General features: G+C 31.4%; 15 protein-coding genes. 11 read left to right on the top strand and 4 right to left on the bottom strand.

Annotation, left to right across the window (positions count from 1 at the left end; all coding sequences use genetic code 11):
• Window positions 1–53: 53 nt before the first annotated feature.
• Genes holA through J6V67_RS06400 form a run of 3 tightly spaced genes read right to left on the bottom strand, consistent with a single transcriptional unit; the run spans window position 54 to window position 3,770 of the window.
• Window positions 54–1,046, bottom strand: a complete 993-nt coding sequence (gene holA / locus J6V67_RS06410) for a DNA polymerase III subunit delta (RefSeq protein ID WP_291860398.1) — start codon at window positions 1,044–1,046, stop codon at window positions 54–56.
• Complete coding sequence (locus J6V67_RS06405) at window positions 1,039–2,961, bottom strand: ribonuclease R family protein (RefSeq protein WP_291860395.1); 1,923 nt, start codon at window positions 2,959–2,961, stop codon at window positions 1,039–1,041. The genes holA and J6V67_RS06405 overlap by 8 nt, the downstream gene beginning before the upstream one ends.
• Complete coding sequence (locus J6V67_RS06400) at window positions 2,958–3,770, bottom strand: HDOD domain-containing protein (RefSeq protein ID WP_291860393.1); 813 nt, start codon at window positions 3,768–3,770, stop codon at window positions 2,958–2,960. The genes J6V67_RS06405 and J6V67_RS06400 overlap by 4 nt, the downstream gene beginning before the upstream one ends.
• Before the next feature lie 137 nt (window positions 3,771–3,907).
• Between J6V67_RS06400 and ilvC the strand changes: the two genes are divergently transcribed.
• The 10 genes from ilvC (at window position 3,908) to glyS (ending at window position 12,924) form a co-directional block, all read left to right on the top strand.
• Entirely contained in the window at window positions 3,908–4,930 is a 1,023-nt protein-coding gene (gene ilvC / locus J6V67_RS06395; protein ID WP_291860390.1) for a ketol-acid reductoisomerase, read from the top strand.
• A complete protein-coding gene (locus J6V67_RS06390; protein ID WP_291860385.1) occupies window positions 4,931–6,061 on the top strand; it encodes a divergent polysaccharide deacetylase family protein in 1,131 nt (376 codons plus the stop codon). It begins immediately after the preceding gene.
• A complete protein-coding gene (locus tag J6V67_RS06385) occupies window positions 6,045–6,809 on the top strand; it encodes a DNA-processing protein DprA (protein ID WP_291860382.1) in 765 nt (254 codons plus the stop codon). The genes J6V67_RS06390 and J6V67_RS06385 overlap by 17 nt, the downstream gene beginning before the upstream one ends.
• Entirely contained in the window at window positions 6,806–7,177 is a 372-nt protein-coding gene (gene ruvX / locus J6V67_RS06380; RefSeq protein WP_291860379.1) for a Holliday junction resolvase RuvX, read from the top strand. Before J6V67_RS06385 ends, ruvX begins: the two co-directional genes overlap by 4 nt.
• Window positions 7,174–8,040, top strand: coding sequence for an RsmB/NOP family class I SAM-dependent RNA methyltransferase (locus tag J6V67_RS06375; RefSeq protein WP_291860376.1), 867 nt, complete (start codon window positions 7,174–7,176; stop codon window positions 8,038–8,040). Before ruvX ends, J6V67_RS06375 begins: the two co-directional genes overlap by 4 nt.
• Before the next feature lie 94 nt (window positions 8,041–8,134).
• The gene (purU, locus tag J6V67_RS06370) at window positions 8,135–8,965 is read left to right on the top strand and encodes a formyltetrahydrofolate deformylase (RefSeq protein WP_291860374.1); all 831 of its coding nucleotides are present in this window, start codon (window positions 8,135–8,137) and stop codon (window positions 8,963–8,965) included.
• Window positions 8,966–9,454, top strand: coding sequence for a tRNA (cytidine(34)-2'-O)-methyltransferase (locus J6V67_RS06365; RefSeq protein WP_291860371.1), 489 nt, complete (start codon window positions 8,966–8,968; stop codon window positions 9,452–9,454).
• Window positions 9,442–10,734 carry an endonuclease/exonuclease/phosphatase family protein gene (locus J6V67_RS06360; RefSeq protein WP_291860368.1) on the top strand — a complete coding sequence of 431 codons (1,293 nt, stop codon included), beginning with the start codon at window positions 9,442–9,444 and terminating at the stop codon, window positions 10,732–10,734. The genes J6V67_RS06365 and J6V67_RS06360 overlap by 13 nt, the downstream gene beginning before the upstream one ends.
• A complete protein-coding gene (locus J6V67_RS06355; RefSeq protein WP_291860365.1) occupies window positions 10,727–10,903 on the top strand; it encodes a hypothetical protein in 177 nt (58 codons plus the stop codon). The genes J6V67_RS06360 and J6V67_RS06355 overlap by 8 nt, the downstream gene beginning before the upstream one ends.
• On the top strand, window positions 10,900–12,924 hold the full coding sequence (glyS, locus tag J6V67_RS06350; protein ID WP_291860362.1) for a glycine--tRNA ligase subunit beta: 2,025 nt from the start codon (window positions 10,900–10,902) through the stop codon (window positions 12,922–12,924). Before J6V67_RS06355 ends, glyS begins: the two co-directional genes overlap by 4 nt.
• A gap of 237 nt (window positions 12,925–13,161) precedes the next feature.
• On the opposite strand, the gene J6V67_RS06345 is transcribed toward glyS, so the two are convergent.
• A complete protein-coding gene (locus J6V67_RS06345) occupies window positions 13,162–13,530 on the bottom strand; it encodes a hypothetical protein (protein WP_291860359.1) in 369 nt (122 codons plus the stop codon).
• Window positions 13,531–13,650: 120 nt separating this feature from the next.
• On the opposite strand from J6V67_RS06345, the gene J6V67_RS06340 reads away from it, so the two are divergent.
• On the top strand, window positions 13,651–13,854 hold a 204-nt coding region (locus J6V67_RS06340; protein ID WP_291860356.1), incomplete at its 3' end, for a hypothetical protein.

Raw genomic sequence — 13,854 nt, 5'->3', positions numbered from 1 at the left:
TACAAGAGCAAGGAATTTGCATAAATGCAGGGGCGATTATACTAAAAAAATACTTAAAATTTGCTGTTTTTGCTCAAAATGTCTTGTAGGTTAAGAATAGCAGAGAGTAGATAACACTCTTTATCAATGTTATTTTTACATTTTAAATCAAATTCAATCTCATTTAAAAATTTAAAAATTTGAGCATATTGCTCGGTTTTTATCGCTATAGCTTGAGATTGAAGTTTATTTAGCACTTGAGGTGGCGGGGTGTATCCTAAGACGATTTTTGAATCAAATTTGCCATTTGTTTTTATAGAGCTGTGGATAAGGTATAATCTATAAAATGCTTTAAACAGCATATTTAAAAGCGCTATTTCATTAAATGAACTATCATTTATAAACTCAAAATAGTCACTATTTATACTTTGCTTGTTAATAATTTTATCAAAAAGTGTATCAAAGCCAATGCCATTTAGCGCATAGACCCTTTCTTTAATCTCATCAAGACTAAATTTAATACCAATACTAGCAAGTTTATTTAGTTCGCTTGCACTTAGATATAGATTTTCATTTTGTAAATTGTAGATATATAAAAGCGATTGATTATCTATATTTAATCCTAGAAATTTAGCGTGATTAGATAGAATTTGATTTACCTCTGAAGCGCTACTTGGTGGAAAAAATCTAACAAAATTAGACCCAAATTGCTTTTTTATATCAGTTAAGGCTTTATCATCACCTTCGTGAAGTTCAAGAATAAATATATTATTTGGATTATTTTGGCACTGTGTAATTAGTTCTTTAATATCTTTTGCTGGAATTTTTTTATCATTTTTGATATGGAGTAGGTTAGAATTAGCAAACAGTGATGGCTCGCTAAGATGTGAAATAGCAAGATTAAAGTTATAATCATCAAAATATAAGCTTAGCATATTTTCTTTATCGAATTTACCTAAAAGCTCATTAGTATAAAACTCCACCTGATAACTCTCAGCTCCATAAAGTAAGAAAAAATTTGGAATATTTGTCGAGGCTAGAAGCGATATAAAATCTTTTTTATACATCTAAAATTTCTACTACTTTACCTATAATTTTTGCTGTTGGGATATCTACATCTGTGATTTTTACCATAACTTGAGTTAATATTTCACAATTAAAATTACTTAAAAAAATTCTAGCTCCTTTTAGCTCATCATTTAACTTGGCAATTGTTTGATTGCCGCTTTCATATATGTAGCATTTAAAATTTTTACCAATATTTTGAGCTGCCCAGCGAGCAAATTTACGATCCATAAAATCCCACGCAACTTTATCAGCTTCACGCTCGAGGATATTTAAATTACTACATAATTCATCAATACCCAACATTAGATAGTTTGTGAATTTAGCATCATTATTGGCCTTTAAAATCCTATGAAGTATTAAATCTGAATACCTACGAATTGGGCTAGTAAAATGTGAATAAAACTCAAATCCAAGCCCAAAGTGACCAGTGCAGTTACTTGCGTATTCTGCTCTTTTTTGTGCTTTTATAATGAGTTTATCTACATCTTCTCTTATACCTAGTTCACTAGCTTTGGCTTGAATTTTAGCTATCATAGCTACTAGATCGCCATCATATTGTACTTCGATACCAAGCACAGCAAGATCATCTAAAAGTGTATTTATCTTTTTTAAATCAGCTGGTGCGTGATTTCTAAATATACCCTTATTAATTCTTTTTGCAGCAGCTTTATTAGCTAGTAGCATACACTCTTCTATGAGCGAATGCGATGGTGTAGAGCTTTCAAATCTAGTTGAGCTGATATCTCCATTTTTATCCAAGCCCATTTTAAGTTCTAAAGTATGAAAGTCAAAGCCATTTTTAAGCCGTTTTTCTTTTAGTTTTTGTGTTAGCTCAAAAAGTGGCATTAGCCAATTTTTTATCTCTTTTTCGCACTCAAACTCTTGATTGATCAAGCTATCTACTTCATCATAGTTAAAGCGTCTTTTAGAGTGAATTATGCAGCTTATAAGCTCCTCATTTATAGGCTCTAAATTTGAGTTAAGCTTGATTTTAAAGACAAAAGCAAGTCGATCACAATTTGGCTTTAATGAGCATATATTTTCACTTAACTCTCGTGGTAACATAGGAATGGCAATATGTGGAAAATATATGGAAAATCCACGAAACCTTGCTTCTTTATCAATCCCACTATACGGGCTTACATACTCACTCACATCTGCAATTGCTATATAAATTTCATTTGTGTTTTTATCAAAATATATTGCATCATCAAAATCTTTAGCATCTACTGGATCAATGGTACAAAATGGCAAATGAGTTAAATCAATACGATTTGGATACATACTCTTATCAACTTCATTGCCAAAGCTAATTGCTTCATTTTGTGCAATTTTTGGAAATATTTCACGCTTGTTATATAGAGCCATTGAGATTTTTTGATCTACATTTGGATCATCCATCACGCCTAAGACTTCTACTATATCATTATCTAGATTATTGATTTTTAGCACAGTACCTTGTGGGAGCTCTTTTAAAGATTTTTGGCTAGCTTTTAGAGCGATTGTGAGCGAATTTGGAATTGTTACACCCATTATAGCTTGGCCGATTTTTTTGGTATAGACTACACTTGTTTCGTTTGCCATTTGTAATACAGCAATAACAGCAGCCTTTTGTCGTGGTTTTTTAAATTTAGTTAGTTTTGTTAGAACAATATCGCCAAAATGTGCACCGCATAAATCACGATTTTCTATCATTAAATCTTGTTTAAACCTATTATCAAATGGGTATAAAAATCCGGTTCCATTACTGGATATATCTAGTTTTCCGCAGACAAATCCATCATTTAAATAGTATCTATTTTTATGCTTAGTCACAGCCTTTATCTGTTCTAATACCCTTAATATTTCAAGCTCACTTGACTTGATATATTTACTCTCTAATCCAGTAGTTAAAGAGTTTAAAAATGCCTTCAATGTTGTACTTTTTCAATAGCGCTGAAAAATAGTTGAGCATCTAAATTATAGAGTTTTAAAAGCTCAGTAGTACTATTTAATTGATCTGGTAATAGTGTGCCAAAGACATTTACGCTATTACTTATCACGCTTAAGATATAGCAGTGCTTTTTAAGATTTTCTGGGGCATCAATTGGGTTTAAAGAGTATTTTATAACTTCTGCAATCTCAGGTTCTAGATTCCAATTTTTAAAGATTTGAGCTGTAACCATCTGACTTGAGATACCTACCATATCTATTTCAAGTTTAGATAGTTCATTTGTTGTGGAGATATTTTGTAATTCATCTTTAAATTTGGTAGATTTTTTAGAATCAATTAACTCTTTAGCAATTATAATCTTGCCTATATCCATCATAAAACTAGCTGGTGAAATAATGTTTAAAAGTTCACGATTTATCTTGCTACACCAATTAAATGCTAAAGCGTTTTGCAATATTGCTAAATCCATAAATTTAGCACTAGATATTCCATATGGTTCTAGATTAATCTTAAAGCTTTTGCTAATTGTACCAGCTAGAGCAAAACCTCTAATAGTCGCCATTCCAAATAGTGCTACAGCTCTATTTATATCAGCAATTTCCCTGCTAAACCCATATAATGGACTATTTGCTGAGCGCAAAATATTTGCTGTTAGCATTGGATCTTGGTGGATTACACTAATTAACTCAGCAATATCACTATCTTCGCTGCTGCAAATTTGCTGAATTTTCATAATTGTCTCATCAAGTGGTGGTAGAGATTTTATACTCTTATAGATTGCATCGTTCATTATATTTCTCGTGTTTTTGATTAATTTGAGTAATTTTACTACATTGAAGTTAAATTTTTGATAATTTTTTGAAAATTTTATCAAATTTAAATATTATTAATGTATAATTGCTCTTTATTTTTTACTAAAGGAAAGTTATGGCAATAACAGTTTATTATGACAAAGATTGTGATTTAAGCCTAATCAGATCTAAAAAAGTAGCAATGATTGGCTTTGGTTCTCAAGGTCACGCTCACGCTGAAAACCTACGTGATAGCGGCGTAGAGGTTATCATCGGTCTAAACCCAAATGGTAAGAGTTGGGCAAAAGCAGAGGCTAAAGGATTTAAAGTTATGAGCGTAGCAGATGCTACAAAAGAAGCTGATGTTGTAATGATACTTACTCCTGATGAGATGCAAGCTGATATTTTTAAAGCTGAAATCGAACCAAATCTAAAAAGCGGTAGCGCAATTGCATTTGGTCATGGATTTAACATTCACTATGGTCAAATCGTTCCACCAGCAGGTATTGACTGTATAATGATAGCTCCAAAAGCTCCAGGTCATACTGTAAGAAATGAATTTGTAAATGGCGGCGGTATTCCAGATTTAATCGCAGTAGCTCAAGATGCTTCAGGTAAAGCCAAAGATATTGCTCTAAGTTATGCTAGCGCAATTGGTGGTGGTAGAACTGGAATTATTGAGACAACTTTTAAAGCTGAGACTGAAACCGATTTATTTGGTGAGCAAGCTGTACTTTGTGGCGGACTTTGCGCTTTAATTAATGCTGGATTTGAAACTCTAGTAGAAGCTGGATATGAGCCTGAGATGGCATATTTTGAGTGTTTACATGAGATGAAGCTAATCGTAGATCTAATCTACCAAGGTGGTATGGCTGATATGCGTTATTCAATTTCAAATACTGCTGAATTTGGTGATTATGTAAGCGGTAAACGTGTAGTAGATGAGAGATCAAAAGCAGCTATGAAAGAGATCTTAAAAGAGATTCAAGATGGCACATTTGCTAAAAATTTCATTTTAGAGCGTAAAGCTGGTTATACAAAAATGAATGCTGAACGTAAACTAAGTGATGAGAGTTTGCTAAATAAAACTGGTGAGAAATTAAGAGCTATGATGCCTTGGATCAATAAAGGTAGACTAGTTAATAAAGATAAAAATTAATTGGAACAAGATAAAAAAAATAGCGCCCAAAGAAGTAGGGCGCTTTTATATATTGGTATTTTGCTCTGCATTTTGGCAGTTGCTATGGCTATTTATACAATTGCGAGCAACTATAAAAACACCTCTAAAGCTCATAATCAAACACTTATAATAGAGAATATAGATAGATATTTTGAAGGTAGAAGACAGGATTTTACCATATTTGATGTACCTAGAAATTTAGAGTTAAATATCACTGATGAAGTTAAAATACAGATGTTGCCAACTCCAAATTTTACTAAGTTAGATGGTGAGCTGGTTGAGATTAAAAAAGTTGATAAAGTCATTAACAGTGATGCTAATTCAACTATAAATAATAGTAAAGATCTAAATTCTAATCCAAATTTAAAAGCAAATCCAAGTCAAAAATTAGCCATAAATTCTAGTGAAAATTCGAACATAAAATCAAAACCAACTAATAAACCAAAATCTAATAAACCAAAACTAGCTATAATAATTGATGATATCTCTACATTTTATCATGCTAAAAAGATAAAATCCCTTGGATTAAATATTACTCCATCAATATTTCCAATAAGCCAAAACTATCCTCAAACCATCAGCGTAGCACGTGAGTTTAAATTTTATATGATTCACCTACCACTTGAGGCGATAAATTATCCATACCAAGAAAAAAATACTCTAAAAGTTGGTGATAGTATCGAAAAAATTAATAAGCAAATTGCCAAGATTCGTAGTGATTTTCCAAATGCAATTTATATAAATAATCATACTGGTAGTAAATTTACTAGTGATTATAGCTCTATGAAAATACTTTTTAATTCACTTAAAACATATAAAATGATATTTATAGATAGCTATACCACTAAGGAATCAAAGGCTGGAATTTTAAGTAAAGAATTTGGAAATAAATACTTAAAGCGTGATGTTTTTATCGATAATAATAAAGATGAAAAGGCAATTATCAATCAGATTCGCCGAGCTATAAAAATCGCTAAAATTAGCGGTCAAGCTATTGCTATTGGTCACCCATATTCGCAAACATTTAAAGCCTTAGAAGTAATGAAAAATGAGTTAAAAAGCGAAGTTGAATTGGTATTTGTAAAGGATTTATATGAATTTTATAACTGAATTACACCTTAATAAAAACTTTAAAAATCCCCCAGATAAATTGTATTATAAGGGAAATTTAGCTCTTTTAGATCGTCCAAAGGTTGCGATTGTTGGTTCTAGAAAATGTTCAGTCTATACTAAAAATATGGTTATTAGTTTAGCTACAACTTTGAAAAAATATGGTGTTTGCGTAGTTAGTGGTGCAGCTATTGGCGTTGATATTTATGCTCATATGGGTGCATATCCAAATACAATTGCGGTTTTTGGAAATGGTTTGAATCAAATTTATCCATCGCAAAATTCCAAAATAATTAAAGATATCTACCAAAACTCACTAGCGCTTAGTGCATATGAGCCAGATACCTTGGCAAAAGGGTGGCAATTTTTAGAACGAAATCTAATCACAGTAGCCTTAAGTGATGCGGTAGTTGTAGCTCAAGCTGATATAAAAAGCGGTTCTATGAGCAGTGCAAGAGCTGCTATTAAATTTGGTATTCCGTTATATGTTTTACCACAAAGACTTGGCGAGAGTAGCGGTACAAATGAGCTACTAGCTAGTCAAAAAGCAAAAATCATTACAGATTTTGATAAATTTGCTATGGAATTTGGTGTGAAAAATGATGAAGAAAAGAGTGATGAAGTAATGGAATTTATTAAGAAAAATACAAATTTCGATGATTGTTATAATAAATTTGGGGATAAAATTTACGAATATGAACTAGATGGCAAGATTGCTATTGATGGAATTTATGTGAGAATTTTATGATAGCTGCTATTGATATTGGACTTAAAAGAATAGGTATGGCAGTAAGCCCAGATGGTAAAATCGCCCTTCCAACTACTCCAATTCTTCGTAAGAATCGTAATCAAGCTGCAAAAGATGTAAGTAACGCATTAAAAGATAAAGAGGCAAAAATATTAGTAGTTGGTTTGCCAAAAGGTGGAAGCTCTGAGGCTGAGATGGAGCGAAGGATAAAACATTTTATTTCGCTTTTGGATTTTGATGGTCAGATTTATTATGAAAATGAAGCCTATAGCAGTTTAGAAGCTAGCGATTTAGTAAGTGATAAAAGAGATGGCAAGCTTGATAGCGTGGCTGCAATGATAATTTTAGAGAGATTTTTAAAAAGATGAGTTTTAAAGATTATTTAGAATCTACTTTAACTAAGTCTGATTTTAATAGAGTTTGGGATAGCTTTTTTAAGCCTAAAAGTGTTGGATTTTATCTTAATTTGCTTAAATTTAATAAAGACGAGATTGTTTTTGGTTTAAATAATTTAGATATTAACTTTGTTGAGTTTTTGCCTAATTTTTATATTTGTGAGCCTAAATTTAAAGAGGCTCTAACTCACTCTGAACTATTTGCTAATGGAGCAATATATATTCAAAATCCAAGTAGCTACTTAGCAGCATTAGCATTAAATCCAGATAAAAGTGATGTAGTACTAGATATGTGTGCAAGTCCAGGCGGTAAAAGCATTGCACTAGCTAATATGATGGGGCGTGGCGCTGATTTGGCTGTAATGGAGAGTGATACAAAACGCTTTTATACTTTAAAATCAAATTTAAATAAATATGGCTGTGAGTGGGTTAGAACCTATAATAAAGACGCAAGAAGTATTTCAAGAAATTGCCAAGGTAGATTTGATAAAATTTTATTAGATGCACCATGTTCTAGCTATTCTCATTTTGGTGATGGCTTTGTTGAGAAATCCGCTAAAGAGATAAAGTCAATATCAAAATTACAAAAACAGCTTTTAAATTCAGCTCTAAGTGCTTTAAAGCCTGGTGGTTGTGTAGTTTATAGCACTTGTACATTCTTTGAGTGTGAGAATGAAGAAGTTGTGCAAAATGCTTTAAATTCTAAATTTGATATTACTATTGATAAAATTAGTTTTGGCTTAAAAACAGAGATTATAAGTGAGTTTGGGCTTAAAATTTTACCTGATTGCGATATGGACGCATTTTTTTTAGCTAAGATTATTAAAAATAGCTAAGTTAATCAATAGATATTATCTTATTCATTTTGGCTAATTTTTAGCAAAAAAATTGTATAATCCAAAGAATTTTTCTAAAATTTTTGGAGATATTGTGGATTATATTTTAAAGATTGATTGCAATGATGAAAAGGGCCTAATTTTACGTGTTAGCGAGATTGTTTTTAAGCATGGGTTAAACTATGTAAGTACGAGTGAATTTGTTGACCATGAAAATGGTAGGTTTTATATGCGTGCTGTTGTTGTAGGCGAGGTCAATACTCTTGAGTTTAAAAATACACTAAGTGCGTATTTACCTAGTGATAGCATAATATTTTTTGAAGCTATTAAGAAAAAAGATATAGTAATTTTAGCTACTAAAGAGAATCACTGTCTAGGTGATTTGCTAATTAAACATAGCAGTGGTGATTTAAATGCAAATATCTTAGCTATTATAGCCAATCATGATACTTTGCGCCCATTAAGTGATAAATTTAATATTCCATTTACTTGTATTAGTGCCGATGGTATGGATAGAGCTGAGCATGAAAAATTAGTTCTAGCTGAGCTGGCAAAATATAAATTTGATTATATGATTCTTGCAAAATATATGAGGATTTTAAGTCCAGATTTTGTTAAAGTTTATCCTAAAAAGATTATAAATATCCATCACTCATTTTTGCCAGCATTTATCGGTGCTAATCCATATAAGCAAGCTTATGAACGTGGCGTTAAGATTATTGGGGCTACGGCGCATTTTGTAACTGATGATTTAGATGAGGGGCCAATTATTACTCAAGATGTAGTTAGAGTAAATCATGAAATGAGCTGGAAGGATATGCAAAAAGCTGGTAGAAATGTTGAAAAAGTAGTACTTAGTAATGCTTTAGATCTTGTCTTTGATGAGAGGGTTTTTGTTTATAATAATAAAACGGTGATATTTTAGATGTTTAATATTGTCCTTGTAAATCCTAAAATTCATACAAACACAGGCAGCATAGGCAGAATGTGTGTAAACTCTGGAGCAAAATTGCATTTAATTAAACCTCTTGGATTTGAAATAGATGATAAACATTTAAGAAGAGCTGGGCTAGATTATTGGGCAAATTTAAAACCTATAATTTGGGAAGGTTTGGAGGAATTTTTAGAGGCAAATTTAAAATTTAAAGATAGATTTTTCTTTGCTACTACTAAATGTAATAAATTATATTTTGATGCTCAATTTGCCCCTGGTGATTATCTTATATTTGGCGCTGAGGATTGTGGCTTGCCAATTGAACTTATGAAATTAAATAAAAATAATTGTATTACAATTCCAATGACAAATCAAGGTAGAAGCTTAAATTTAGCCACTAGTGTGGGTATTATCACATATGAAGCAATTCGTCAAAATGTGGATAAATTTGATTTTAGGGATAGTGTATGCGAGTTTTAATAACTCTTATTTGTTTATTTGGTTTGTTATTTTCATCTGAGTTAAAGATTGCTACTTATAATGTTGAAAATTTATTCGATGATAAAATAAATGGAAGCGAATATAGCGATTTTAAATCTAATAGATGGAATAATGCTAAATATCAGCAAAAATTACGAAAAATCTCTAGAGTATTGCGGGAATTAAACGCAGATGTAGTAGCGCTAAATGAGATAGAAAATGAAAATGTAATTAAAGAGTTGGCTAATTTAAGTGGATATAAATTTTATAAATTTGCTACATTAAAAGGCTCCCCTGTAGGGCTTGGATTGCTTAGTAGATATAGAATTATTGATAGTCAAATTTATGTAGTGCCAGATGTTAAGACTAGACCTATTTTAATGAGTAGAGTTGAGTTTGAGGGGAATAATATTGAGTTTTTTGTAGCTCATTTTCCAGCAGCTAAAAATCCTATTAAACATAGAATTGCTGCAGCAAATACTATGAAAAAAGCAGTGAAAAATAGTAAAAATGGTGTAATTTTAGGTGATTTAAATAGTAATTATGGATATAAATTTTTACTTAATGAACTTGATGGATGGACAAATTTATGGGAATTTGTGCCAGCTCATCAAAGAAGTAGTTATAAAAAAGGCAAAAGTGCAATTGATCATATAATACTTAGTAAGGATTTGATGGGTAAAAATTTACGCTATAAGGATGGAAGTTTTGGTGTTTTTAAAGCAAGTTTTATGGATGAGAGTTATTCTGATCACTTTCCGTTATATGCAACTTTAACTACACAAACACAGGCTCAAAATATAGCTCAAAAATCAATAAATCAGATAAAAAAAATAAGTAATGAAAGAGCTAAAATCGTTGGTATAGTGTTATATCGTGATAAAAATGGCTATATTTTAGCTGATGAGAGTAGACGTGGAATTTATATTTTTGAGAAAAATCCATCATTGCCACTAGGAACTAGGGTTGAGGCAGTAGTAAATCGTGTGGATAATTTTAAGGGAAATTTAGAGGTTACAAGTCTATCTTATATAAATGTTGATACTAAATTTGCTAGCAATCAGAGTGATTATCTACTAAGCTTAAATGAACTAAGCAGTGCCACAAGCGGAGATGTAGTAGGAGATATAACGCTAAATATTAAGAGTGGATTTGCTACTATTTTTGGGGAGAAATTTAAAATTTACTCACCAAAGAAAGAGCTAAAAGATGGCCAAATTACCGTTAAAAAGGCAATTGTATGGAATTATAAAGGGCAAAAGGAGTTAATTATTGAGTGAATTTTTAGGTTTTATGGGCTGGGTTGTCGTTATATTTATTATTTTTGTCCTTGTGGTTGGATTTAATCGCCAGATGATGGAGAAGCATAGGCTAAGAGATGAGATGATGGCAGCTAAAAAGGCAGCCAAAGAAGCAAAAGATAAAAAAGATAATGGAGAAAAATTATGAAAATGCTAATTGAGATTGGTGTGGAAGAACTTCCAGCGATTCCGTTTTTAAAAGAGCTTGGTAATATTGAGCCTAAATTTAAATCTGTACTTGATGAGTATGCGCTAGAGTGTGATTTTAGGCTAGATTATACGCCTAGACGTATTGTATTAAGTGGCGATATAGCTGAATTTGCTGGCGATAAGGTAGTTGAGAGTATCGGAGCTCCAAGGCATGTAGCGCTAAATAGCGATGCAGCGTGGTCACCAGCAGCGCTTGGTTTTGCTAAAAAATGTGGTATAAGTGTAGATGAACTAAAATTTGAAAATATAAATGGCAAAGAGGTTTTATATCATAAAAGCGTAATTAAAGGTGATTCTAGCAAGAATTTACTTCCTGTGATTGTAGAAAAATTTATTTCATCGCTTAGCTTTGGTAAATCAATGAGATGGGGTGGATTTAGTTATGAGTTTATCCGTCCAATTAGATCGGTTGTGGCTATTTTAGGTAGTGAGCTAGTAGATATGGAAATTTATGGCGTAAAATCCAAAATGGCGTTTTATCCACATAGAAATTATGGCTATAATATGGTTGAATTTGGCTCTATAGATGAATATTTTACGGCTTTGGAGAATAATGGAATAATCTTGCAAGCTAGTAAAAGACGTCAAAAAATCCTAGATGAATTTAAAATAATTGAGCAAAATAGTGGTTTAAAAATTGAACAAGATGAGGATTTACTTGATGAAGTTGTAGCAATTACTGAGATGCCTACGGCTTTAATTGGTAGCTTTGAGAAGGAGTTTTTAGAGGTGCCAAGTGAGGTTATTGTCACATCTATGAAAGAGAATCAACGCTATTTTCCACTGCGAGATAAAGATAATAAGCTAAGTAATCATTTTGTAGTAGTTAGTAATGCTATTAGTAGCGATTCACAACTTATTATTAAAGGAAATGAAAAAGTATTAAGAGCTAGACTAAGTGATGCTAAGTTCTTTTGGGAGAGCGATTTAGCAAGTGAATTTAGCTCAGCTAAACTTAAAAATATTACCTATTTAGCTGGCCTTGGTTCGATGTATGATAAAGAGATTAGAGAGCGTGAGATTGCTAGAGAGCTAGCTAAAATCTATGAAAAAGAGTTAAAATATGAATTTGGCGGCGAATTTATTGATGAGCTTGATCGTGCAGTTATGCTTAGCAAGGCTGACCTTACAACTGCTATGGTATATGAATTTACTGATTTACAAGGCATCATGGGAAGCTATTATGCTAAGCATAGAAATGAAAATCATTTCATAGTAGAAGCAATAAAAGAACAATATCTGCCAAATAAAGAGGGTAGCGAGTGTCCAAAAAGCTATTTTTCTAGTATAGTAGCATTATCAGCTAAGCTTGATACACTTATGGGGCTGTTTAGTATAAATAAAATTCCAACTGGAAATAAGGACCCATATGCACTTCGTAGAGCGGCTGCTGGAGTCATTAGGATTGTGTTAAATTTAAATATCCAGTTTGATATTAAAAATATTTTATCACTGATTGCTAAGAATTATGCACCATTTGATCTTGGCTTACTTGAGAGCTTTATATACGATAGGCTTTATACGATGTATAACGTTAATCCATCAGTGATAAAAGCGTGTCTAAATAGTGGTGTAAGCGATATTAAAAGACTTAACTCGGCTATAATTGCCCTAGATGATATAACTAAAAATAGTGAATTTAAAGAGAATTTCTCTACATTTAAGCGTCTTGCAAATATTATAAAAGATAGTCAAATTGTAGCTGTTGATGAGAAACTTATGGAGCATGATAGCGAAAGAGTATTGCATAGTGCGTTTAGTGCTTTAAGTTTAGATATTAGTGATACTAAGAGATATCTTGAAGCTCTATTTAATCTAAAACCAGCTATTGATAATTACTTTGATAATGTAATGATAAATAGTGATGATGAGAAAATTAAAGCAAATCGTATCTCTATAATTGGGCAAATTTATCAAGCATTCCTAAAAGTAGCTGATATAAAAGAGATAACTGTGTAAGTTAACTACTCTTTATAAATATAGCGTTTATTTATAATCAGTCTTAAGAGTAAGGCTCTTAAGACAACTTTTTAATCTATGGATATTTTTAAATTTGATTATAGTAACAAGATATAATTAAAGAATTTCAATGTATTTATCGCAATCTGCTTTGACGCTCCTCAAACTTAGTTTATTATATTGCTAAAAGAGCACCAAAGTAGTTGCGATATTTTATTAGTATAAGTTTATTGTTAACTAAAATAACCCTTTAAATAGTCTTTTTGAATCTAGATGATACTCGATTGCGATTCTGTTTTGACCTCTGTGATTTTTGAGATAATTTGCTATTTTGCTTGAAATTTCATCAAATTTAACTTTATTAATCTCTTTTTTTCCACTCATAATTAATTTAAAATTATTGCTATTAGAATCTATTTTTACACTATGTAAAATATCGTTATATCCAAGCATAATATCTCTTTGATTATGCTCATCAGCCCCCATAAAATCAACATCTATACTATATGTAGATAGAGGTATATTTAGTCCAGTAGGCTCATTATTTTTTTGCGCATAACTACCAAGCGATAATAAGCATGGCAAAAGTAGGTGTAAAATTCTCATACAAACTCCAAAAATTTAGCCTAAATTTTATCATAAAATGTATTATTTAAATATAAATTTCAAAGTTAAATTAAGAAATTTTAGGTATTATTGCGAAAAAATTTTTTTAAGGAGATTATAGTGAGTTTTGATGAATTAGAGCTAGAGGCAATGATTCAAGAGGTTTTAGAAGAGTGTGGTGAGTTTGAGAATTTAGATGATGAAGAACTTTATGAGCTAATTGAGAAGGTTAAAGAACTAACTGATGGAGATACTGAAGAGGCCTATGAACAGCTAAATGGCTACTCTCCAATTAGTAGAAAAAGATTTCTATCTTTATATTCA

Origin of the sequence: Campylobacter sp. (assembly GCF_017646085.1) — a bacterium.
In the GTDB taxonomy this organism is placed as follows: domain Bacteria; phylum Campylobacterota; class Campylobacteria; order Campylobacterales; family Campylobacteraceae; genus Campylobacter.
Note: the sequence above shows the minus strand (reverse complement) of the source record. Positions and strands in the feature narration are given on the sequence as shown.

Bases quoted from the DNA above. Each gene is read 5' to 3' on its own strand.
- holA (WP_291860398.1), bottom strand. From the start codon at position 1,046: ATGTATAAAAAAGATTTTATATCGCTTCTAGCCTCGACAAATATTCCA.
- J6V67_RS06400 (WP_291860393.1), bottom strand. From the start codon at position 3,770: ATGAACGATGCAATCTATAAGAGTATAAAATCTCTACCACCACTTGAT.
- ilvC (WP_291860390.1), top strand. From the start codon at position 3,908: ATGGCAATAACAGTTTATTATGACAAAGATTGTGATTTAAGCCTAATC.
- J6V67_RS06385 (WP_291860382.1), top strand. From the start codon at position 6,045: ATGAATTTTATAACTGAATTACACCTTAATAAAAACTTTAAAAATCCC.
- ruvX (WP_291860379.1), top strand. From the start codon at position 6,806: ATGATAGCTGCTATTGATATTGGACTTAAAAGAATAGGTATGGCAGTA.
- J6V67_RS06375 (WP_291860376.1), top strand. From the start codon at position 7,174: ATGAGTTTTAAAGATTATTTAGAATCTACTTTAACTAAGTCTGATTTT.
- J6V67_RS06365 (WP_291860371.1), top strand. From the start codon at position 8,966: ATGTTTAATATTGTCCTTGTAAATCCTAAAATTCATACAAACACAGGC.
- J6V67_RS06360 (WP_291860368.1), top strand. From the start codon at position 9,442: ATGCGAGTTTTAATAACTCTTATTTGTTTATTTGGTTTGTTATTTTCA.
- glyS (WP_291860362.1), top strand. From the start codon at position 10,900: ATGAAAATGCTAATTGAGATTGGTGTGGAAGAACTTCCAGCGATTCCG.
- J6V67_RS06345 (WP_291860359.1), bottom strand. From the start codon at position 13,530: ATGAGAATTTTACACCTACTTTTGCCATGCTTATTATCGCTTGGTAGT.